Source organism: Acetivibrio sp. (assembly GCF_035371925.1).
Classification (GTDB): domain Bacteria; phylum Bacillota; class Clostridia; order Acetivibrionales; family Acetivibrionaceae; genus Hungateiclostridium.
This window is the reverse complement of the sequence record NZ_DAORXT010000021.1, coordinates 15,375-36,431: the sequence shown is the minus strand read 5'-3', so window position 1 is coordinate 36,431 and position 21,057 is coordinate 15,375. Positions and strand designations below refer to the sequence as shown.

Annotated in this window: 23 protein-coding genes, 1 tRNA gene and 1 riboswitch; of the genes, 16 read left to right on the top strand and 8 right to left on the bottom strand. The window is 37.4% G+C overall.

All coding sequences use genetic code 11. The features are described 5' to 3' along the window. Window positions 1-64 precede the first annotated feature (64 nt). The 3 genes from rsgA to PLH43_RS04810 all read left to right on the top strand — a co-directional run bounded on the left by rsgA (window position 65) and on the right by PLH43_RS04810 (window position 2,359). Window positions 65-949, top strand: a complete 885-nt coding sequence (gene rsgA, locus PLH43_RS04820; protein WP_324360645.1) for a ribosome small subunit-dependent GTPase A — start codon at window positions 65-67, stop codon at window positions 947-949. Window positions 950-1,047: 98 nt separating this feature from the next. Further along, complete coding sequence (gene rpe, locus PLH43_RS04815) at window positions 1,048-1,710, top strand: ribulose-phosphate 3-epimerase (RefSeq protein ID WP_324360643.1); 663 nt, start codon at window positions 1,048-1,050, stop codon at window positions 1,708-1,710. 13 nt (window positions 1,711-1,723) lie between these two features. Then, window positions 1,724-2,359, top strand: coding sequence for a thiamine diphosphokinase (locus PLH43_RS04810; protein WP_324360651.1), 636 nt, complete (start codon window positions 1,724-1,726; stop codon window positions 2,357-2,359). A gap of 71 nt (window positions 2,360-2,430) precedes the next feature. Here the strand turns inward: PLH43_RS04810 and PLH43_RS04805 are convergent, their stop codons facing one another. Then, window positions 2,431-4,665: a glycoside hydrolase family 9 protein gene (locus PLH43_RS04805; protein ID WP_324360641.1), complete on the bottom strand. Its 2,235-nt coding sequence runs from the start codon at window positions 4,663-4,665 to the stop codon at window positions 2,431-2,433. A 453-nt stretch (window positions 4,666-5,118) separates the two neighbouring features. Between PLH43_RS04805 and PLH43_RS04800 the strand changes: the two genes are divergently transcribed. Then, on the top strand, window positions 5,119-5,640 hold the full coding sequence (locus PLH43_RS04800) for a nitroreductase family protein (protein WP_324360639.1): 522 nt from the start codon (window positions 5,119-5,121) through the stop codon (window positions 5,638-5,640). A gap of 51 nt (window positions 5,641-5,691) precedes the next feature. Further along, on the top strand, window positions 5,692-6,411 hold the full coding sequence (locus tag PLH43_RS04795) for an alpha/beta fold hydrolase (protein WP_324360637.1): 720 nt from the start codon (window positions 5,692-5,694) through the stop codon (window positions 6,409-6,411). Window positions 6,412-6,437: 26 nt separating this feature from the next. On the opposite strand, the gene PLH43_RS04790 is transcribed toward PLH43_RS04795, so the two are convergent. From PLH43_RS04790 to PLH43_RS04775, 4 genes are all read right to left on the bottom strand, one after another. Next, a complete protein-coding gene (locus tag PLH43_RS04790) occupies window positions 6,438-7,631 on the bottom strand; it encodes a pyridoxal phosphate-dependent aminotransferase (RefSeq protein WP_324360635.1) in 1,194 nt (397 codons plus the stop codon). A gap of 17 nt (window positions 7,632-7,648) precedes the next feature. Next, on the bottom strand, window positions 7,649-9,412 hold the full coding sequence (locus tag PLH43_RS04785; protein ID WP_324360633.1) for an NFACT RNA binding domain-containing protein: 1,764 nt from the start codon (window positions 9,410-9,412) through the stop codon (window positions 7,649-7,651). A 156-nt stretch (window positions 9,413-9,568) separates the two neighbouring features. Continuing rightward, complete coding sequence (locus PLH43_RS04780) at window positions 9,569-11,326, bottom strand: ATP-binding protein (RefSeq protein ID WP_324360631.1); 1,758 nt, start codon at window positions 11,324-11,326, stop codon at window positions 9,569-9,571. After that, entirely contained in the window at window positions 11,304-12,527 is a 1,224-nt protein-coding gene (locus PLH43_RS04775) for a SpoIIE family protein phosphatase (protein WP_324360629.1), read from the bottom strand. The genes PLH43_RS04780 and PLH43_RS04775 overlap by 23 nt, the downstream gene beginning before the upstream one ends. 129 nt (window positions 12,528-12,656) lie before the next feature. Here PLH43_RS04775 and PLH43_RS04770 point away from each other — a divergent pair, with 129 nt between their 5' ends. Together PLH43_RS04770 and PLH43_RS04765 are read left to right on the top strand one after the other, a co-directional pair. Next, window positions 12,657-12,947 carry a DUF503 domain-containing protein gene (locus PLH43_RS04770; protein WP_324360627.1) on the top strand — a complete coding sequence of 97 codons (291 nt, stop codon included), beginning with the start codon at window positions 12,657-12,659 and terminating at the stop codon, window positions 12,945-12,947. 95 nt (window positions 12,948-13,042) lie between these two features. Then, window positions 13,043-13,118: transfer RNA gene (locus PLH43_RS04765), tRNA-Ala, on the top strand. A gap of 108 nt (window positions 13,119-13,226) precedes the next feature. Here PLH43_RS04765 and PLH43_RS04760 read toward each other — a convergent pair. After that, window positions 13,227-13,418, bottom strand: a complete 192-nt coding sequence (locus tag PLH43_RS04760; protein WP_324360649.1) for a transposase — start codon at window positions 13,416-13,418, stop codon at window positions 13,227-13,229. Window positions 13,419-13,598: 180 nt separating this feature from the next. Here PLH43_RS04760 and PLH43_RS04755 point away from each other — a divergent pair, with 180 nt between their 5' ends. The 5 genes from PLH43_RS04755 to PLH43_RS04735 all read left to right on the top strand — a co-directional run bounded on the left by PLH43_RS04755 (window position 13,599) and on the right by PLH43_RS04735 (window position 17,108). After that, window positions 13,599-13,766 (top strand): hypothetical protein, encoded by a 168-nt coding sequence (locus PLH43_RS04755; RefSeq protein ID WP_324360625.1) that lies wholly within the window; start codon window positions 13,599-13,601, stop codon window positions 13,764-13,766. Window positions 13,767-13,956: 190 nt separating this feature from the next. Next, window positions 13,957-14,088 (top strand): hypothetical protein, encoded by a 132-nt coding sequence (locus PLH43_RS04750; RefSeq protein ID WP_324360623.1) that lies wholly within the window; start codon window positions 13,957-13,959, stop codon window positions 14,086-14,088. A gap of 363 nt (window positions 14,089-14,451) precedes the next feature. Further along, entirely contained in the window at window positions 14,452-15,114 is a 663-nt protein-coding gene (locus PLH43_RS04745; protein WP_324360621.1) for a class I SAM-dependent methyltransferase, read from the top strand. Window positions 15,115-15,359: 245 nt separating this feature from the next. Then, on the top strand, window positions 15,360-16,418 hold the full coding sequence (locus PLH43_RS04740) for a copper amine oxidase N-terminal domain-containing protein (RefSeq protein WP_324360619.1): 1,059 nt from the start codon (window positions 15,360-15,362) through the stop codon (window positions 16,416-16,418). Between the two features lie 96 nt (window positions 16,419-16,514). Then, window positions 16,515-17,108 carry a hypothetical protein gene (locus tag PLH43_RS04735; protein WP_324360616.1) on the top strand — a complete coding sequence of 198 codons (594 nt, stop codon included), beginning with the start codon at window positions 16,515-16,517 and terminating at the stop codon, window positions 17,106-17,108. A gap of 152 nt (window positions 17,109-17,260) precedes the next feature. Here PLH43_RS04735 and PLH43_RS04730 read toward each other — a convergent pair whose 3' ends face one another. Continuing rightward, on the bottom strand, window positions 17,261-17,461 hold the full coding sequence (locus PLH43_RS04730) for a hypothetical protein (protein ID WP_324360614.1): 201 nt from the start codon (window positions 17,459-17,461) through the stop codon (window positions 17,261-17,263). Between the two features lie 266 nt (window positions 17,462-17,727). Then, on the bottom strand, window positions 17,728-17,856 hold the full coding sequence (locus tag PLH43_RS04725; protein WP_324360612.1) for a hypothetical protein: 129 nt from the start codon (window positions 17,854-17,856) through the stop codon (window positions 17,728-17,730). A gap of 201 nt (window positions 17,857-18,057) precedes the next feature. Here PLH43_RS04725 and PLH43_RS04720 point away from each other — a divergent pair, with 201 nt between their 5' ends. The 4 genes from PLH43_RS04720 to PLH43_RS04705 all read left to right on the top strand — a co-directional run bounded on the left by PLH43_RS04720 (window position 18,058) and on the right by PLH43_RS04705 (window position 21,026). Further along, on the top strand, window positions 18,058-19,125 hold the full coding sequence (locus PLH43_RS04720) for a hypothetical protein (RefSeq protein ID WP_324360610.1): 1,068 nt from the start codon (window positions 18,058-18,060) through the stop codon (window positions 19,123-19,125). 72 nt (window positions 19,126-19,197) lie between these two features. Further along, window positions 19,198-19,815 carry a ribosome biogenesis GTP-binding protein YihA/YsxC gene (gene yihA, locus PLH43_RS04715; RefSeq protein ID WP_324360607.1) on the top strand — a complete coding sequence of 206 codons (618 nt, stop codon included), beginning with the start codon at window positions 19,198-19,200 and terminating at the stop codon, window positions 19,813-19,815. A gap of 50 nt (window positions 19,816-19,865) precedes the next feature. Next, a riboswitch (TPP riboswitch) is annotated at window positions 19,866-19,971 on the top strand. 81 nt (window positions 19,972-20,052) lie between these two features. Continuing rightward, complete coding sequence (thiS, locus tag PLH43_RS04710) at window positions 20,053-20,253, top strand: sulfur carrier protein ThiS (RefSeq protein ID WP_324360605.1); 201 nt, start codon at window positions 20,053-20,055, stop codon at window positions 20,251-20,253. A gap of 5 nt (window positions 20,254-20,258) precedes the next feature. Beyond that, on the top strand, window positions 20,259-21,026 hold the full coding sequence (locus PLH43_RS04705; protein ID WP_324360603.1) for a thiazole synthase: 768 nt from the start codon (window positions 20,259-20,261) through the stop codon (window positions 21,024-21,026). The last annotated feature ends 31 nt before the right edge of the window (window positions 21,027-21,057 follow it).

The window sequence follows — 21,057 nt, the reverse complement described above, 5'->3', positions numbered from 1 at the left end:
GCGGAAGATCCCGATGAAGAAGGTCAGACAGAATATGCGGAAGAGAATTAAGGAGGTATAAAGTTTGCCATCAGGTATTATACTCAAAGGTATTGGAGGATTTTACTACGTAAAAGCGGAGGACGGAGTTTATGAATGCAAGGCCAGAGGTGCATTCAGAAAAGATTCCAAAATTCCTTTACCTGGTGACGAAGTTATTCTATCGGTGGTAGACGAAGAAAAAAAGAAGGGATATATTGAAGAAATTTGCCCAAGGAAAATACAGCTGGTAAGACCGGCGGTAGCAAATATCAATCAGATAGCTTTGGTTGTTTCGGTTAAATCACCTTTGCCGGATTTTAGTCTTTTAGACAAGCTTTTGATTACCGTCATGCAGAAAGAAATAAATGCGATAATCTGCATAAACAAAATTGACTTGGATGAAGGGTATAAAGACTCAATAATCGACTGCTATAAAGATACCGGATTTGAAATTGTATCTATTAGTTCTGTTTTAGATGTTGGATTTGAGCAATTGGCAAAAATGCTCGAAGGAAGGATTACTGTTTTTGCGGGACAGTCCGGAGTGGGAAAGTCGACTATTTTAAACAGAATTTTGGATTCGTATGTCATGGAGACGGGTAACGTTAGTGATAAAATTGAGAGAGGAAAGCATACCACAAGGCATGCGGAGCTTTTGGAACTAAAGTCAGGAGGGTTTGTAGTGGACACTCCAGGCTTTAGTTCTTTTGAACTTTCGGACATTGAGCCGGAACACCTTCAAAATTATTATCCGGAGTTTAGAGAGTATATCGGCCTGTGCAAGTTTGTCGGATGCAGCCATATCAGTGAGCCGGGATGCAAGGTTAAAAGTGCCTTGGAGGACGGAAGAATAAGCAAGGACAGATATGCGCGCTATATAACATTTTACAAAGCATTGAAGGACAAGCAGCGCCGTAAGTATTCCTGAAAAATTGATTGTTTCAAAGAAAGTTGGAGTTTTTGTTTAAGATATTGATTTATAGATAAAAATATGTATAAGTTTAATTACTCGAAAGGAAGTGCTTAATGTTGATTAAAATTGCTCCATCCATACTGTCGGCAGATTTTTCAAAACTGGGCGAGGAAGTGTTGCGTATAGAGAGGGCTGGAGCCGATTTGGTACATATAGATGTTATGGATGGACATTTTGTACCTAATATAACAATTGGTCCTCCTGTGGTAAAAGCATTAAAAAAGGTATCAAGGTTGCCTTTTGATGTTCACCTTATGATTGAAAATCCTGATATGTATATAGAAAACTTTGCCGATGCCGGGGCGGATATCATTTCGGTTCATCCGGAGGCGTGCTGCCATCTTCATCGAACTATCCAGAAAATTAAGCAGCTTGGGAAAAAAGCTGCAGTAGCTCTAAATCCTGCCACATCTTTATCTAGTGTGGAGTGGGTCTTGGAAGATGTGGACATGGTTCTTCTTATGACGGTTAATCCGGGATTTGGAGGGCAGAAATATATAAGCGGAGTTACCCGCAAAATAGAGGACTTAAAAAAGATTATTCACAGCAGAGGACTTGATATCGATATAGAAGTGGATGGCGGAATAGATACTGAGAATATACACACCGTGACAAAGGCAGGCGCAAATGTTATTGTGTCGGGCTCTACCGTATTTGCGGCAGAGGATACCGAAAAAATAATTCGAGAGCTTAAGGCAAACTCATATAGGGAATAGGCCGGTGAAAGAAATGTATGCTCTTATTGTTTGTAATGGAAGTATTATAGATTATTCATATCACAGAAAATTTTTTGATGAGGCTGATTTTATTGTTTGCGTTGACGGGGGAGCTTTGCATCTTAAAAAGCTTGGCATAAAGCCGGATGTCCTTTTGGGGGATTTTGATTCTATAGAAGACAAACAGCTTGAATATTACAGGGAGCAAAAGGTTACAATATTGGAATTTCCAACAGAAAAGGACATGACAGACACGGAACTTGCGGTAGATACGGCCATTGACAGAGGGTACAAGGATATTGTGATAATTGGAGGCACCGGTACAAGGCTGGATCACACTTTATCAAATATTTTTTTACTAAAGAAAATGCTTGACAGGGGAGTAAAAGGCAGGGTAGTAAATGAATATAATGAAATCTTTCTGATTACCGACAGCGTCGAGGTTGAAGCGGAAGAAGGATGTTATCTTACACTGCTGCCTCTTACGTCAAAGGTTGAAGGTATAACCACAAAAGGGCTTTATTACCCCCTTAAGGGTGAGACTATTGAAATGGGTTCAAGCAGAGGAGTAAGTAATTGTTTTATTGCCCCTACCGCCCAAATATCAATAACTTCAGGTATTTTAATGGTTGTAAAAACAAGGGAATAAATGTTTTGATAATTTTAAGTATAAAAAAAGAGAAGAGCCTTTGAACTCTTCTCTTTTTTTTACTTATATTTTTAATCAAAACGGTATTGTCCATCGTTTCCAGGTATGGTAGGTATGATTTTCAGGATATAGCGTTTAAGATATGAATAGTCCGTAGAGTTTACCTTTCCATCCCCGTTTACATCTGCTGCAATTAGACTCTTCTCCGGATAAACGGTTGGGAAAACATCTATGGATTTGACAACATATCTTTTTAATAGTGTAACATCTGAGGAGTTTATTTTTCCGTCCAGATTGATATCACCGTAAAGAACACTCTGTGTTGGTGTAGGATTTACAGACGGTGACGGAGACGGTTTTACTGTTGGCGTTGGTGAGGTTGGAACAGTACCGTCGGGCTCTACACCGAATATGAGAACTCCATCGTTGTAAACCGGTAGTTCTTTTACAAGTTCACCGTTTTTCTTGATTCCCTGATAGGAGAAGTCATTGGTATTATCCCAAGGAGCACCTGAAGGAGGTTGTATCTTAAACTGGGTTTCCTTCTGATGGTCTGAGTTGCTTCCGGGGAATATCTTTGTGCCGGAAAGATTGATTTCGCAGTAATATATATTTTTAGAAGCATCATAAAGTATTGGCTTTGAAATTTTAGCGGTTGATGCTGCGCTATAAATTATTGAAGTAGTTATATCATCAGGATTATATCCGGCAGATACATACTCGGTAAGATCCATGAAGTATCTGAAAGAAAGCTTGTCATATACTCTTGCCGGCCATCCTGATTTGTTGTAAAGGTATGTTTTTAAGTCGGCACCGTTATTTGAGCTTACTGAAGCTTCAACATAGACTTCTTCATTTGTCTTTTCTTCTATAGCCATGAAGTTTGGTATAGGGTTTCCGCCGTATTCGCCATACATCTTGGCAAGCAATCCTACAAAACCTGCATTGTAGTCGCAGGCAACCTCATTTGTTACATAGTTTCCTACATCGTCAACATATGCATCGGTGGCATCCGGTCCACCAACAAGGGCTCCATAAAGAACGTGTCTGTGGTATTCCGGAACTTTCATACTGTCACACCATGAGCTGTGGGCAGTTCTGTGGTGCGGATGCTCCGGAGGATTTACACCAAAGCCTACTACATAACTTCTGCCGCTGCTGCCTAAAGCATAGTCAGCTTGCTTCTTTGCAAAATCCATGTAGATATTTGCTTTTTCCTTGGAACATCCTGACCAGTCGGAATAAATACATGCAAGGAATGCAGTTGTTGTGGCATGTCTTAATACACCCCAGTCAGTCAGGTGGGCAAGACCTTTCGGAGTATATTTGATTCTTCGACCCTCATACCCTACTGTCCAAAAGTCCAAATGTCTTTCCATTGTTTCTTTGTATAAAGACTTGTTTGTGATCTTTGCCAAGAGAAGTGCTGCGCCGTAGTGAACGTCGTCCCAGCAATGACCCCATGAAAAAGCAATGTAAGGTGTCTGGCTTTCGAGCGGCCATTTATCTACATATTTTTCGGCTTTTTCAAGATATTTTTCGTCACCGTCTGCAAGATAAATCCATGCACCTGCCCAAGAAAGCTCATCATACCATCCGCTATGGGATGTGTAGAAGTTCAAAGCTTCAATATAACCTTTGTCACTCATAGTAGTTTCTGCAAAATCATAGAGCTCTTTTGCGTGACGTATACATTCAGCAGCATAAGCCGGATTAGAGTCTTTGAATACTACTGCGGTTGCTGCAAGTGCTGCGGCAGTACCTGCGGTAACAGTAGAACCCGGATTTGCCAGATCCACTTTATAGGACGGCCTTTCCACTTGAGAATCTATACATTCGGCCGGTACCCACCATCTGTGGTCTGCGTTTCCGTTACCCACTTGATAGTAGTATACATTTTTTTCAGGATGGCATTTAATGAAGTAATCCGACGCCCATTTGATCTGGTCCATCAAATAGCCCAATTGACCGCTTTTTTGCAATGCATCCTTGTACTCATACACTGCCCATGCAAGCATAGCAGCTGTGTAAGCCATAGGCAGGTTGAATTTTACGTGGTCTCCTGCGTCAAACCAACCGCCTGTAAGGTCAAGACCTACGTCACTTCCGTCTCCAAGACATGAGTCAGCGCGCCAGTTGTTTCGGATGTTGTCGGGAAGGTCCCCGGCCATCTGAAACTCGTAGAACATAATTGCTTTCTGGAGTGCTTCTCCATAGTTATAGTCTGCTGCATAAACAGGCAACTGCGGTACAAGAACAGTGAAAAGGACAGCAGAAACTATAACTGTGATAATAAGTTTTTTCACCTCATATTTCCCCCTTTTAAAAATTTAATTGTTCACATTTGCGGTTTAGATAAGCTACGGAATAGTAATATTGAAATTTTTACAAATTAGCCCCAAGAATTTTTACATAGGATAAATGCGAACAAATATATGCTTCTTTACATCTTAATTATATCATAATTTGCTAATATGGAATATTTTTATGATGATTTTTTTGAGCAAATTTAATAAAATCATGGATTTTAATAAAAGCGTGGATTTTAATAAAACATTGGCGAGAAATTATGATTATTGCAGTTGTTTTGATATTATTCAGATAATATAATGTAATTATATGCATGGGAGCTGATAGATATAAATTGAGACGGAATGTTATTTCGGGCTGATAAGCAAAATATAGTGATAGAACTAAAATTTATTTATATATTCGAAGGGGTTGTGAAAAACTTTGATTTATGAGGGAGGAGTAAATTTATGCTGTATGACTTGCTGAAATCAAGGAGAAGCATCAGAAAATTTAAAAGCAAAGAAGTGGAGAAGGACAAAATAGACATAATCTTAAAAAGCGCTTTGCTGGCGCCTTCATCCCGTTCGAGAAGGCCATGGGAGTTTATTGCGGTTACTGACAAAGAAAAGCTTGAAAGTCTTTCTAAAATCAGAGAACACAGCTCGGATTTTTTGGCCGGTGCTCCATTGGGGATTGTTGTTGCAGCAAATCCAAAGGTTTGTGATGTATGGATAGAAGATGCTTCAATAGCTTCAATTATAATTCAGCTATCTGCGCAATCCTTAGGGTTGGGTTCCTGTTGGATACAAGTCAGAGAAAGATTCGGCACTAATAATGTGAAGGCTGGAGACACTGTAAAAGAGATTCTGCAAATACCCGACGAATATGAAGTGGAATGTATAATAGCCGTAGGTTATCCCGATGAAGAAAAGAAACCGTATGATATAGATGGATTGCCTTGCAATAAGCTTCATTTTGAAAGCTTTTAGCGAAGAAATTTTTGTAGTCGAACAGTTTATATCGGGATGTGAAAATATGATATGAAAGATACTATTGGATGTCTTATAATACATGGTTTTGCCGGAAATCTCGGGGAAATTGAACCTTTAAATAAATACTTGTCAAGTAAAGGTTTTATAACCGAATGTCCGATACTAAAAGGTCATATGGGAAGCAGGCAAGACTTGGCAGCTGCAAAATATACCCAATGGATAGAGTCAGCGGAGAAAAGCTTGCTAGAACTTAATTCTCGATGCAATAGGGTAATTATTATAGGTTTTTCAATGGGAGGATTAATTGCTGTAAATCTTGCAGCAAAGCATAAAACTCATGGTATTGTAACCCTTAATACACCAATATATCATTGGGATATAAAGAGGATTGCAACGAATGTTGCAAACGATATAAAAACAAAGGATTATAAACATATAAAATATTATATTGGCTCTGCAGCATCTATTCCTTTTTCGGCTATGATTAATTTTAAGGTGTTGCTTAGAAAATCAAAGCCATTACTAAAGAATATAAGATGTCCAATATTTATAACCCAAGGATTGGTTGATGATACTGTGCACCATAAAAGTGCAGATTATATTTATAAAAATGTGTCTTCGAGTATTAAGTATATAAAGTATTACGAGAATTCAAACCATTTAATTTGCCACAGTATTGACAATAAAGATGTTTTTAGAGACATAGAGAGCTTCATTGCAAATATTAATTCCGAAAGAACTGACAAAAAGCCAAAGACTTCCGGCTAATGCTGCCGGAAGCCTTTTTTAGACCTTTATTTCACAAGATTAAAATCCTTGGCCAATGCTTCAAAGGCGGGTATTGATTTTTTTATGGTGTCCATGCTTACGCAGTAGGAAAGTCTGAAGTGGCCTGGTAAACCAAATCCTGTGCCCGGAACCAAAAGAATATTATATTTAACTGCGTGTTTGATAAACTGAATATCGTCTTCAATAGGAGATTTCGGGAAAATATAAAAAGTTCCTTGGGGTTTTATGCATGAAAATCCCAGACGGGTTAAGGTGTCATAAATCAAATCCCGTCTTTCTTTATAGCTATCAATATCAATGTCTGCATCCAATGAGTCGACAATTGCTTTTTGGAACAATGCGGGTGCGTTGACATAACCCAAGGTGCGGTTGCAAAATATCAAGCTTTCCAATATTAGCTCCAGCCCGGGAGTCTCGGGATTTACCGCAATATAGCCGATTCTCTCGCCCGGAAGAGCCAAGGACTTGCTGAAAGAATTTACGATGAAGGACTTCTTAAATATTTTGAAAAGGAACGGAAGCTTTACATTATCGTAAACCAACTTGTAATAGGGTTCATCTGAAATGACGTATATAGTGGAGCTAAATTCCTTTTCTTTTTTTTCAAGGACGTCGGAAATTTCCTTCAAGGTTTCTTCACTGTATATGTAACCCGATGGGTTGTTCGGAGAATTTATAATTATTGCTTTTGTCTTTTCGGTGATGCTGCTTTCGAGTATTTTAAGGTCCGGTTTGAAGCTATCCTTTTCAGGAGGAACTATAACCACTTTTCCTCCATGATTTCCAACGTAGAAAATATATTCAGCAAAGTAAGGTGCCAAAATAATTACTTCTTCTCCGGGGTTTAAGATAGTTTTTAACACAACGTTTAAAGCTCCGGCAGCGCCGCAAGTCATGATTACATGCTGTGATGAGATGGAAGACAGCCCGGAGGTTTTGTTTAAATAGTCTGCCACTTTTTGTCTTACGTCTTCATATCCTGCATTATTCATGTAACGGTGTATACCCGGTTTATCTTCGGTGACAATGCTTTTTAATGTCTCTTTTACCGATGCGGGAGGCTCGTGATCGGGATTTCCCAAAGTAAAATCATATACATTGTCTGCTCCGTGGATTTTACGAAGTTTTTCACCCTCTTCAAACATTGCCCTTATCCATGAGGCTTTCTTTAAGCTATTTACTACACTTTCTGATATCATTTACTAACACTCCTTATCTATTTTTCCATTCTTAAATTATTTACGATATTTTCATCGGGGGTAACAATAATAGTTTTATAATTATCGTAGATTACCATTCCCGGTTTTGCCCCGTTGGGTTTCTTTACATTCCTAACCTGGGTGTAGTCAACCTCCACGTGGGAGGAATTCTTTGCTTTGCTATGATAAGCTGCTAATTGTGCTGCCTCAAACAGAGTGCTGTCGGGTATTTCTCCCTTTTCTTTTTTTATTATGACATGAGAGCCCGGAATATTCTTCGTATGAAGCCATATGTCATTGGAAGATGAAAATCTCAGGGTCAAAAAGTCGTTTTGCACATTGTTTTTTCCTACATAGATGTAAAGACCGTCCGTGGATTTGTAAATGTAGGGAGTAAAGGCTTTTGAATTTTTCTTTTCCGACTTCTTTTTCTTTGAAGGCAAATAACCTTGGTCGGCAAGCTCCTGGCGTATATCATCAATATCCTTGATGGAATTGCTGCTCTCTAAACAGTGAAGCACACTTTCAAGGTATGAAAGCTCGCCGCGGGCTTCTTCAAGCTGCTGCGTAGTATGAATATAGGCTGCTTTTGCTTTTGCGTATTTCTTAAAATACCTTTGGGCATTTTCTTGAGGAAGAAGGTTTTCGTCAAGAGGGACCTCAACATACTCGCCGTCTTCGCTGTAATAATTTAAAAGAGATACCTTGTCGGCATTTTTAGGTATACAGTATATGTTTGCAGTGATAAGCTCGCCGTAGAGCTTGAACTTCTCCCTTTCGGCAACTTCTCTGAGTGTGTCCGTGTGTATGGATATTTTTTTATTGCAACGGTCAATACAGTTGTTTAGAATCTTTAAAAGATCCGCTTTCTTTTGTGTGAGTCTGTCGGAAGTATCTCTGGCTGTATAAAACAAATCCAACACTTTGCTGATAGAAGGATAAAAATCCAAAGTATTGTACTGACTAATCTCAAAAGAATGAAAATCTACGGGCTTTTGTCTGTCATCACCATTCCATATTATGCATGGAGTAAATTCCGAATGCTCAATTCTAAAAATTAATTCTTTCAAAACTTGCTTCAAGTTTAGGACAATATTCTCCGAGAGGCTTGAAACCGACATTCTTGGGTCGACACCTGCACGATGGCATATTTCTTCGCACAAAAGGGGACTGAATCCTTTGATATTGTTTAGAAGGAACTTTGATATACGTAAATCCCCTTGTTCGTTTGCTTTAGTGAAAAGTAAATCCACATTGAGCGCCAGAGGACTGGTTTTGTCCTGACTGGGGGGGAGGGTATAGGGCCTAGCAGGCATGACTTCTCTTACCCGGCTGATATCGCTGTCTACATGTTTTATCGAATCTATGATTTTATTTTCGTTGTTTACAAGTATAATGTTGCTATGTTTACCCATTATTTCAACTACAAGTTTTTTTAAAGTCAGATCTCCCAATTCGTTAATGGTCTCAATATGTATTGTAACAACTCTTTCAAAATCGTGAAATTCTATTTGTGTTATCCTTCCTCCGGAAAGATGCTTTCTTAGAAGCATACAAAAAACAGGAGGATTTACTGGATTCTCCTTTGTAACATCGGTAAAATGAATCCTTGGGTAACTGGCATTTGCGGATAACAAAAGCTTAAGATTTTGACCTTTGGCTCTTAAGTTTATTATTATCTCATCCTGCTCAGGCTGATATATTTTGTCAATGCGGGCACCTGTAAGAACGTCCGTAAGTTCGTTAACCACATTTTTTGTTACTATACCGTCAAAAGGCAAATTGGTACACCTCTTTTGTCAAACATTTTATATGAAAATATGTAAATGGCAAATTAAAGCTATTGGAAACATAAAGCAACAGCTTTAATTAAATTTCCTTTGAATATCATACCACTTGGAAAGATTTTTAACAACACAAAATATTATTGGAGATATTTACATATTATTTTCTTTGAATATGGGAAGTTTTACTATGAATTTGCTGCCTTTCATTTCTTCGGATTCAACATCTATTGTACCTTCAAATTCTTTGACAATTCCATAAGTTATCGACAGCCCGATACCGGTGCCTTTTCCCACTTCTTTAGTAGTGAAGAAGGGTTCAAAGATTTTATTGATAATGGACTTGGGGATACCGATTCCGTTGTCAATAATTTCAATAATGACATGGGAGGTATTTGAATAGGTTTTTATGGTAATTTTTTTATCCACTAAGTCAAAATACTCAGTAGCTTCATTTTTAGATTTAAGGTGTTTGCGGACTTTCTCAAGTTCGTTTAAGGCATCTTTGGCATTGACAATGAGGTTTAAAAAAACCTGCTCTAATTTGTTGTGGTCGGCAAGGACGTAGGGGAGGTTTTCTTCGATATGCATATCGACACTGATTCCTTGCTTTTTCAGCTGTTCGCCAATGAGCTTGAATACGTCAAGAAGAGGCATTTTTATGTTTACCGGCGTTTTTGTTTGATCGGATTGTCTTGCAAAGGTACGAAGATGTCCGATTATTTTATCAATGCGGTCTACTTGTTCCACAATGGCATTGAGTTTTTCAAGAAGCATCTCATCGGTTAATATATTCCGCTTTTTTGCCAGAATAAGCCCTTGGGTAATGAGGCTTATACCTCCTAAAGGCTGATTGATTTCATGAGCTATGCCGGTGGCCATTTCACCAAGGGTGGCAAGCTTTTCCGACTGTACCAGCTGGGCATCTTTTTCGCGAAGCTGGTGAGTCCTGACCCTAACCATTTTTTCAAGGTTATCCGCATATTCCTTTATTTCTTCAATCAGACGTTTTCTTTGGATTCCTGCCGTTATTTCATTGGCAATAAGGCTTAAAATCTGCGTTTCTTTGAGAAGGAAAGTTTTTTGGGGCTGGGAAACGACTATGTGAAGTATTCCGATAATTGAGACATCTGATATCAGCGGAATATGAATTATGAAATTTTCACCTCTGTCGGACACAGATTCATCCATATATTCATAGATGGCATGTTCCGATAGGGAGCTGTGGTTTATTGTAAGCTGTGTGTAGGTTTTAAAGCAGTCTTTTATGTTTTCTGCCACATCATTTTCATCGGTAAAATAGCTGCAGGTATGGGTGTTGCAGCTTTTGCACAGGCCTTTCATTGCGTTTATGTAAAAATTGTTGCCAAGATAGTCATACAAGCAAATGAATACCGAAGGCAGGCCAAGAAAGCTGCTTATGGTATTGCATACTGCGGAGCACATGTGATCAATTGCTGATGATGAATTTACAAGGTGAGTGATTTCAATCAGCAAACTGTTAAATTGCTCTAAAAGCTTGTATCTTGTAACGTCTCTGGTGAGAATCAACAAGCCCACTGTCTCGTTATTTTTATTTATTCTGGGGGTTGATGTGATGGAAATGGGAATAAAAGAGCCGTCTTTTCTTTTTGCATACATTGTACGGTCTATCAAATGCGATCTTGATTTATTGTCGGGTACAAAGAGGAATTCACTGTTGGGAAGACCCTGCCTGTGAAGGTCGGGAGGAAGCGGCTTTCCCAGCATTTCGTCCTTTGAGTAACCGTAAATTAGCTCAGCTCCCTTATTCCAGATAATTATCCTGCTATGGATGTCTGTTGCGATAATGGCATATTCCGTTGAGCTTATAATGATGCTTTCCAATATATCTTCCGGAAGATTTTTATTATTGTGCGGATTTTTCCTCATTTTGACCTCCGAAATTTTCATTCTGTTTTAGGACTTCAATACCTAATATCGTCATGTCGTCCAGACAGGCATTGTTGGAGAAATTCTTTACAGCCTTCATTATTTTATCGATAAGAGCCAAAAGAGGTTCATTTCTAGAGCTTTCAAGAATTTTGAGCATGTTTTCGTAGCCGAAAATATGAGAGCTGTCGGAATTTTCGTCATTTGAATATAAAGGTGCTTCAATAATACCGTCTGTGAAAAGTAATACTTTATCTCCTGGCTCCAACTGATTTACAGAACATTTATAGGTTGAATCTTCAAAAACTCCAAGAATAGGGCCGGTGGATTCTAACGGTACAAGTCCGTTGGCCTTGACTATGTATTGGGGTATATGGCCGGCAGATACAGTATAAAGCTTTTTGGTGTCTTTATCAATAAAGCCTAAAAACAAAGAAGCAAAAACATTTTGAGCTGTGTTGGACAAAAGCTCCAAGTTGAGGTCTAAAACTATTTCGGGAAATCTTCTTTTGTTGATTCCCTGCCGGTAGTTATATTGTATGTTTTGAAGAAAGCTTTTTATTATTATTGAAATAACGGCGGCGAGAATACCGTGGTTGGATACATCAAAAACATAGAAGCATATATAATCTCCTATATCGCACACATCATACATATCGCCGCCCACATCATCGCAGCTTTTATACTCTACGGCAAAGTTAAGCCCTTCTATATCAGGCAAGCTCTTCGGCAGCATGTTAAGAAGTATTTTTGCCGCAGAATCGTGGAGCCCCTGCAAGTAGTTTTTGTGCTCTAAAAGCTCACGGTTCATTTTTTCGTTTTCCATCAGAAGTTTTTTTCGGTTTATAGCGTTGTTTATGGCTATTGATAAATCCTGGGCTGTGACCGGTTTTCTAAGATATTCAAATGCTCCTTCTTTCATTGCAAGAATGGCATTATCCAAATCACCGTGTCCCGTAAGGATAATTACTGCCATATGGGGCATGATTTTTTTGATTTCCCTTAGGATATCCATGCCGGAAAGTCTTGGCATTTTCATATCGGTGATGACAACATCTATAGAGTCGAAATTGTCCATGAAAATTCTAAGACCGTCCGTACCGCTTGAAGCTGTCATTACTTCATTGCCGTCAATTTCGAGAAGAAATTTAATGTTCTGAAGAATGGTACTTTCATCGTCTATTACAAGAATTTTTGCCATTTTCCTAACTCCTCTTCAGTATTACTTAATATTATAGCAAGTTTTATATGAATTTTCTATAATCATAAAGTTTATGCTATAATATAAAAGCGGCAAAAACATAAATCTAATTTAATTATAGGTGATGATATGGTTGTAGGCGTTTGTAGAGTGATTTTAAACATTGATGATGCATTCTCATTGAAAGAGAAAAGGCAGGTTGTAAAGAGTATTGTCGGAAGGATTAAGTCGAGGTTCAATGCCTCTGTTGCGGAAGTAGGCTTCAATGACAAGTGGAAAAATGCAATAATAGGGATATCATGTGTCTCAAATGAAGCCGGCCATACCGACAGTATGATGGCAAATATTGTGAATTTCATCGAAAACGACGGCAGGGTTGTATTGGTGGACTACAGTACCGAGAATATATATGTGGATTAGTCTTTAGAAATTAAAGTTTTTTATTTTTTCCAAAAAAGCCTATTGAATTCTGAGGGAAATTGTATTAAAATATTTATTGCTTTGATGAATATTTCGGGGCTATAGCGCAGTTGGGAGCGCGCTTGAATGGCATTCAAGAGGTCAGGGGTTCGAACCCCCTTAGCTCCACCACAATTTGTCCGAAAACCCTTGTTTTACAAGGGTTTTCGGCATTTCTATACTGAAATTTTAATGCCTATGCAGATTTTTTTATATAATAAAAAAGGGTTTTCCCCTTTATTATCCCTGCATTGCCTCTATCAATTTCTTTGCACCTACCATGTTGATTGCTCTTTTAAGATTGTAGGCAAGAAAACTAAGCCCCAGCTCTGCTGTGACCTTCTCTTTACCCTTACATAACAAATAATGTGCCCCATGATACCATTTCACCGTTCCGAAAGGATGCTCCGACAAGCACATTCGCTCTTTGATTTTGTGGATATCTTCCTTGGGCTTGAGGACAACTTTTTTTGGAACATAATCTTTGCGGTCAAGAGTATGATTGAATGGGTTTATCTCAGCTCCTTACGGTATAGAATTTAACTTTAACTCTGGACTTCCATACATCCTAACAGGGACGAACTTTGTATTAGGACCAAAGCTTACCGTTTTATGGCCTTTTCCTCCGGTGCACCTGTTAGGACACTGGCGACAAGCATTCTTGAAAATATTCCGTTTGACCGGTTTAGAGAAATAAATAACTTTATCCAAGGCCTTATAAAAGAAGAGGTTTTCGGCATAAAGGTAAATGATGAAAAAGTATATTCATTTATTGAGTAAAGAAGGATTAGGAGCTTTCGGGCTCTTTCTTATTTTACCTGGAAATGCAGATGTTCCGCGATTCCAAAGCTGACCGCAAAGTAAAGATCATTTTATTAACCAATAAATTAAAAATTAGTGTAACACTTTTTTAATTGCGTGAATATTATACTACCGTGAAGCAAATCAATAAAAGAAAGGATGAAGTGGTATGGAAGAAAATAGAGGTTTTGGCTGCGGTTATGGTAATGACTTTATTTGGTGGATAGTTATAATTTTGCTTATTTTGTGCTTGTGCCCTGGAATTTTCGGCGGATTTGGCGGATGCGGTTACAAAAACTAATTCATTGTAGCTGAAATAATTTTAGGTGCATTCAAGGTACTTACATAAGAATTGAAATGAAAAACTGTATGTTTTGTTAACTGAATCTGAAAAGGGGAGGTATTTGCCTCCTCTTTATTATTTATTAAAAATACCGGTGTCGAGTAAAAAATAGATGCAATATATATTAAAATGTTGTTTTTATTGGCTTAATGTTTATTTGGTGTTAAAAGGTTAGTCTTTGTAAGAATATTGTCTTTAAAGGCAATAATTTAATATAATAATCTAATGGAAATACTTTGCAAAATAATTTATATTCTTTCTTAAAATCAATTGATGTATAGATTAATCGAAAATGCATGAAGTTCAATTAAGGGGGAAAAGATGAATATTAAGTGGGAACATGAATGGGATAAAATTTACAAAGAGCAAGGGGAAGTGCAATCGGAAATACTTCCTACTGTAAGAGTAGCAAAAGATATTTTTAAAAAATGCGGATGCAAGAGAATAATGTTTTTTTTTTCAAGCAGAAGACGGCATACGAGATATCTTGCCCAAAACGGGTTTTGGGTTTTGGCTGTGGATATTTCAGAGACGGGAATAGAAGTCACCCGTTCAAAGGCAGAAAAGTTGGGCCTTACAAATGTTGAGTTTGCACAGCTTGACATGAGGAATCTGACTGTTGAAGACAATTTACTGGATGCAATTTTGTGTGTATGGACAACCAGACACGGCACTTTGGAAGATGCGCGTAAAAATGTGAAAGAAATGCATAGAATTCTTAAACCGGGCGGGGTTTTGGTTGTTGACTATGTTTCAACAGAAGATGAAAACTATGGTAAGGGTATAGAGATTGAGAAAAATACATTTGTTAATAACGTTGAAGGAGAGGAAAACATTCCGCATCATTATTCCACCACAGAAGAAATTGAGGAATTATATATAGATTTTTCAAGCATTGATATTATCCCAGTGGATTATCATTTTACCGATAACTATGGGATAAAACATACCATTAAAGCGTTTGTTGTCATTGAAGTAAAATAAGTCTAGCCTAACGGTTTGCTAAACCGTCCCCTTCGGTTTCTAGACTCTTTAATATAAATTTAACATCATTATCAGGAATCTTGTGGTAATATAGTTATATAGTACAGGCTGTTAATCGGAGTATGTACACAGATGTGTGCGGTATGAGGAGAACAGTTTTGCGATATAAAGTTTACTTATGAGGCTATCTTTTTTATAAATTCAATCATATAAATTCAATTCTTTGGGAAGGTGGAGGAATTAAGATGAAAAAGAATTTTTTACTAAAGAATTTAAGAGTCATTGCCATATTGGTTGTTCTGGTCATAGGTTTTGCAAGCAGCTTGTTGTTTGCTTCAGCTTCAGAGCAGCGTGAGCTAAAAGTATATGTCGATGATAAAGAGCTGCAATTTTCGGATGCAAAGCCTTACATAAACGAATTTGGAAGAACAATGGTCCCGATTCGTGCAATTGCAGAGAGTTTTGGAGCAAAGGTTGAGTGGGTTGATGGAATAAAGAGGGTTATAATTACTTATGATGACATAGAAATAAGATTTATAGTTGGATATATTGAAGATGTCATGCTTATTACGAATTTAAAAACAGAAGAAAGTAAAACAGTTTATTTAGACTCTAAACCGGTTATTAGAAACAATCGGACATATTTGCCTTATCGGGCTATTACTGAAGCGTTTGGCTATAAAGTTTACTGGGATGAAAAAGAATACAAGGTTACTGTAGATACCAAAAACAGACAGCCTGTGTTTTATATAAATCCCGGTTTAAGTGATAACTATTATCAATGCATCGCTAATTTCAATACAGACTTTGATAATCTTGTACCGCTTTTAAAAAGTCCTAATATTAAGCATGAACTTACTGATGAAATGAGACAAAGTCATATATCTCGGGCCCAAAATTATATTGAGAATATAATTGGAAATGTGGATTATACTAAAGAATTTGATCCGGAATTTCCTACTGCTCCATTTACACCAGTTATGGAAGATGTTTATAATGATGCTGTCAAAAACTCAATAATACGGGAAGTAAAGTTTATTGCAGACCCTTCTGATGTTGAGATTCTTCTTGAACATCCGATTGAAGATAGACCATATGAAATAATAGTTTTGGGTAGATTGGAATTCATATATCATGAAGCATCCGATGAATATCTTGACAGGTTTGAAGGCAAGTTAAAAAAGGGTGTCTGGTATAGTACAAAAATAGCTGTAAGATTTTCTTTGAAATACACTGATCTGGTTCTTGGCAATGCAATTTTAGATAATACATTTGAAGAAATAACATCAGATAAAAATGAGTAATAAAACGAGCAATAATTATCGCGTTTGATAAAATTCGATCAGTAGAAAAGAATCAATCGAAACTTAAGTACTGACGCATTATAGAAAGGAATTGCCATGAGGCTATATAGACCGGTAGGGTTAAAGGAATTACTGAAAATAATAGAATTGGAATTTAAAGGTTTTCCACCTCGTTTGCCGGAGCAACCGATTTTTTATCCCGTTTTAAATATGGGTTATGCGGAGGAGATTGCGTCAAAGTGGAATACCGAAGACCCTGTTTCGAATTTTGTAGGATATGTTTTGGAATTTGATGTTGAGAATGCATACATATCGAAATATAAAGCTGAAACTGTCGGGAATAAAAATCATAAAGAGTTGTGGATTCCGGCACAAGACCTTGAAACGTTCAATAAAAATATAATTGGTTTTATTAGAATTGTCAAAGCATATTATGGAGATAAATACTCCGGTTTGGATGCATTACCCGATGAATTTAATGGCAGATCCTTAATAGAACAGTTTGAATTGATTAAATCAAGCTATAAGAACGATAAAAAGGCTTATACATCAATGATTTTGACTTGTAAAAATGTAATAATAACGAATTATCTGTATTGGAAGCTAAAGCATTATAATTACGAAAATAAAAAAGTTTTAGACGATATATATAATCAATACAGGGAACAGGGGATTATTATCGGCACATAGTTTCTCATACTTTCTAAAATTGCTTTAGAACTTATTGAGGTAAGGCCATAAACTATATAAGTCTGAAGGCATAAAGGAGAGCTTTGTTCTTTTTGCCTTCAGACTTTAAAAGCATTAAGCATTAAATATATCCGGCCCTTGAAAAATGTAAACTACGGGTTAACAATTACACGTTTCCTCATGTTTTCATAGATGGATTTGTACATTTTGAATACTTTAGCAGAATTTTCGTCGTCGCAATTAATGTCGGGATGGTATTTTTGAATTATACCGTTCCAGCCGATTCTCAGGATTTCCTCTTGAATTTCGTTGAATTTTGATATTAGTTGCTTGTTGTGTTGAATTGGTTCCATAAAATACTCCCCCCGTAAAAAATAGTTTATATGAATAAAAGTACAAAGAACAGCTTTATATTAACAACAAATAATGGTGTTATGTTTTCTATATTTTTATATTTTATAAGTAAATTATAGCATCAGATTTTTTTTATATCAAGATGGTTAAAGTGAAATAGGACCATAATAGGTATGTATGACTACTCGCGAAGTTATGTAAATAAAGCTTAAGACAACAGTAACTTCTAATGTAGTTTTATTATCTTAAGCTTTATTTAATATTTTTATTTTTTCTTTTTTGATTTTGCTTTTATTCCTTCAAGTTTTTTATCTGCAGAACGCATAAGGAGAAAGAATGAAATACCAAGAATAGCAACGACAGCTAACAAGTAAACCCATGTTTGCCATGACATATTTTTTTATCACCTCCACCAATAATAATGAATTTTATCATAAAACATGTACAAAATCAATTGAGAAAAAGGGTGAAGAATTGGAAATAGAAGATTGTATATAAAAAATACATTTAGGTCTGATAAATATTTCATTTTTATCAAAAAATAAAGCTATATCATATTTGATTATATAAAAAAATATTAATGTGTGGAGAGGGCATGAAGACGACATTAATACTTGGTGCAGGCTTTTCAAAGAATTCCGGATTGCCTGTGCAATCTGAAATACCTGCGTTATTGACAAAGGACACGTTAAATAATGATTTTGAACGGGGCATTTCCCATGTAGTGGAAAATTTTACTAGGGATGTGTTCGGGTTTGAGAAAGATATATATCCCGGACTGGATGATTTGCTTACTTGCATGGATATATCTACAAATTCGGAGCATCATCTTGGGATAAAATATTCCCCTATTCATCTTCGGGCTCTAAAGAAACTAATAATTTATAGAATTTTCTCAATTTTAGAAGGCAGCTTCACATATTCAAAAGAGGTGGACAAGCTCATAAGGTTTTTTATTGGAGCTGGGCTTGAGCATACCGGATTTTTGGTACTAAACTGGGATACGGTTTTGGAAAAATATATTTATGAGATTGACCCCGGGATAACCGTAGATTATTGCAATGGAGGAAAATATTTGACAGGTGATAGCTGTTTTGAGGAAAACAAGGATGAAAGCAAAAGGATCGAAATTTTGAAAATACACGGCTCTTCCAATTGGCTTTATTGCGACAACTGCAGAGTGCTGATAAACGATACTATGAGCAAAGTTCCCAATATAAGAAAAGTGGGATTTAAAAGTTCTGATTTTGAGTTGTTTGATGAAATGAAAGGAATGACGGACAGGGTCTCTACGGACGGCATCGGATGTCCTGTATGCGGGGATACTGTTTCGGCTCATATAGCAACTCAAAGTTACAGAAAATCCTTTAGGACAAATACTTTCCCGAACATATGGGACAAAGCGGAGGATATGCTGACAAACTCCGAAAGGTGGATTTTTATCGGGTATTCCCTTCCTCAGGCAGACTATGAATTCAAACACTTGCTTAAAATTTGTGAGCTTAAGCTTCGGCACAGAAAGGACAGAAAGCTTTCTATTGATGTGGTGCTTCTTGACAGTGAAAGTACAACCATGAAGTATAGAAGCTTTTTCGGAAATAAAATCAACAGGATTTTTAACGGCGGCATTGAAGAATACATGAACTATTTAGAAAGTACTTAAATATTTTCAGGATAAATGTTATAATACCGTTTGTGTTACAACTTCCGATATACAAGTTTGATATAAGGAGTGATGAAGTTGAAGTTAAATCTAAATTTAAACAATGCAAGATTTGAGCTTACGGCTGTAAAACCGGACCAGTATCCGAAAAGTGATATACCGGAGATTACCTTTGTAGGAAGGTCCAATGTAGGTAAGTCATCACTCATAAATACGATGTTGAATAGAAAAAATCTTGCAAAAGTTGCTGCAACACCGGGAAGAACCAGGGTTATTAATTTTTACAATATTGATGGCCAACTTTATTTTGTTGATCTTCCGGGCTATGGCTTTGCAAAGGTGTCAAAGTCCACAAAATCCGGTTGGAAAGATATAATTGAGACATATCTTGCTGAAAGAAAACAGCTTAGGAAGATAGTGATGCTGGTGGATATCAGGCATTCGCCGACTTCGGACGATGTTCTTATGCATGAATGGCTGAAAAGCATGGGAAAGTCCTATGTGGTTGTGGCTACCAAGCTTGACAAGATACCCCGCTCGAAAATAAAGGAGAGGCTTTCGGACATACGGAATACTCTAAAGCTTGGAGACGATATAAAAATAATTCCTTTTTCTTCGGAAAAAAGGCAGGGAAAAGAAGAATTGTGGGAGGAAATTTTAGATGAATCATATTTTTCATTAAATGAATGATTTTGGCTTTACAATGTATCGGTATTGATATATAATGAATAAAAAAATAATGTTTGTGCTAGGGGTGCCGTTATGGCTGAGAAAGAGACCTTTGTCTCTTAACCCTTTGAACCTGATGCGGTTAGTACCGCCGGAGGGAAGCTTTAAATATGGTATTTGATTATAGTCTATTGGCGCTTATCCTTCGGGGTAAGCGTTTTTTAGTTCTATAACATTTTATTTTTTGGGGGTGATGGAATGTTTATAACCTTAAACGGCAAACAAACTGAAGTAAATGACGGAATATCTCTTACACAGTTAATTCGCAGCAAAGGTCTTGAACCGGAAAGTATAGTCATCGAATACAATAGGAGTATTCTTCAAAGGGAAGAATGGGAAAGTGTTGTTTTAAAGGAAAACGATAAGCTTGAAGTACTTAGGTTTGTGGGGGGAGGATGAAAAAAATGGACGACAAATTGATTATTGGAGACAGGGAAATTACCAGCAGACTTTTCATCGGTACCGGCAAATTTCCTGCAAATAGGATAATACCTGATGTTGTAAGGATGTCAGGAGCTCAGGTCGTCACGGTGGCATTAAGAAGAATTGACTTTGATTCTGATGATGAAAATATGCTCAAATACATTCCCAAAGATTGTATTCTTATGCCCAATACATCCGGTGCAAGAAACGCCGAGGAAGCCGTTAGAATTGCAAGGCTTGCCAGGGCTTTGGGGTGCGGCAATTTTATTAAAATTGAGGTGATATCGGACAATCGGTATCTTCTTCCGGACAACATGGAAACCGTTAGGGCCACAGAGATCCTTGCACGGGAGGGCTTTACGGTACTTCCTTATATGAGTCCCGATCTAATGGATGCCAGAAGACTAAAAGATGCTGGTGCTGCTGCCGTAATGCCGTTGGGAGCGCCGATAGGGACCAATAAAGGGCTTAAAACCAGGGAAATGATTAAAATCCTGATTGATGAAATTGATATTCCTGTTATAGTGGATGCCGGTATAGGCAAGCCTTCCGATGCCTGTGAAGCTATGGAATTAGGTGCAGCTGCTGTTTTGGTGAATACCGCAATTGCTACCGCAGGAGACCCTGCGGTAATGGCCGAAGCTTTTGCCAAAGCGGTCATAGCCGGAAGAAAAGCCTTCCTTTCCGGTATGGGTCCGGTAAAAGAATACGCAGAAGCTTCATCACCGCTTACAGGATTTCTAGCATGATAGGATAATAAATTATTTGCAAAGTAAAATG

Coding starts and splice junctions, on each gene's coding strand:
- PLH43_RS04810 (WP_324360651.1), top strand. CDS start 1,724: ATGTATGCTCTTATTGTTTGTAATGGAAGTATTATAGATTATTCATAT.
- PLH43_RS04790 (WP_324360635.1), bottom strand. CDS start 7,631: ATGATATCAGAAAGTGTAGTAAATAGCTTAAAGAAAGCCTCATGGATA.
- PLH43_RS04800 (WP_324360639.1), top strand. CDS start 5,119: ATGCTGTATGACTTGCTGAAATCAAGGAGAAGCATCAGAAAATTTAAA.
- PLH43_RS04725 (WP_324360612.1), bottom strand. CDS start 17,856: ATGTCATGGCAAACATGGGTTTACTTGTTAGCTGTCGTTGCTATTCTT.
- PLH43_RS04730 (WP_324360614.1), bottom strand. CDS start 17,461: ATGGAACCAATTCAACACAACAAGCAACTAATATCAAAATTCAACGAA.
- PLH43_RS04735 (WP_324360616.1), top strand. CDS start 16,515: ATGAGGCTATATAGACCGGTAGGGTTAAAGGAATTACTGAAAATAATA.
- PLH43_RS04780 (WP_324360631.1), bottom strand. CDS start 11,326: ATGAGGAAAAATCCGCACAATAATAAAAATCTTCCGGAAGATATATTG.
- thiS (WP_324360605.1), top strand. CDS start 20,053: ATGTTTATAACCTTAAACGGCAAACAAACTGAAGTAAATGACGGAATA.
- PLH43_RS04795 (WP_324360637.1), top strand. CDS start 5,692: ATGAAAGATACTATTGGATGTCTTATAATACATGGTTTTGCCGGAAAT.
- PLH43_RS04755 (WP_324360625.1), top strand. CDS start 13,599: ATGGCCTTTTCCTCCGGTGCACCTGTTAGGACACTGGCGACAAGCATT.
- PLH43_RS04740 (WP_324360619.1), top strand. CDS start 15,360: ATGAAAAAGAATTTTTTACTAAAGAATTTAAGAGTCATTGCCATATTG.
- yihA (WP_324360607.1), top strand. CDS start 19,198: ATGAAGTTGAAGTTAAATCTAAATTTAAACAATGCAAGATTTGAGCTT.
- rpe (WP_324360643.1), top strand. CDS start 1,048: ATGTTGATTAAAATTGCTCCATCCATACTGTCGGCAGATTTTTCAAAA.
- PLH43_RS04775 (WP_324360629.1), bottom strand. CDS start 12,527: ATGGCAAAAATTCTTGTAATAGACGATGAAAGTACCATTCTTCAGAAC.
- PLH43_RS04770 (WP_324360627.1), top strand. CDS start 12,657: ATGGTTGTAGGCGTTTGTAGAGTGATTTTAAACATTGATGATGCATTC.
- PLH43_RS04745 (WP_324360621.1), top strand. CDS start 14,452: ATGAATATTAAGTGGGAACATGAATGGGATAAAATTTACAAAGAGCAA.
- PLH43_RS04705 (WP_324360603.1), top strand. CDS start 20,259: ATGGACGACAAATTGATTATTGGAGACAGGGAAATTACCAGCAGACTT.
- PLH43_RS04750 (WP_324360623.1), top strand. CDS start 13,957: ATGGAAGAAAATAGAGGTTTTGGCTGCGGTTATGGTAATGACTTTATT.
- PLH43_RS04720 (WP_324360610.1), top strand. CDS start 18,058: ATGAAGACGACATTAATACTTGGTGCAGGCTTTTCAAAGAATTCCGGA.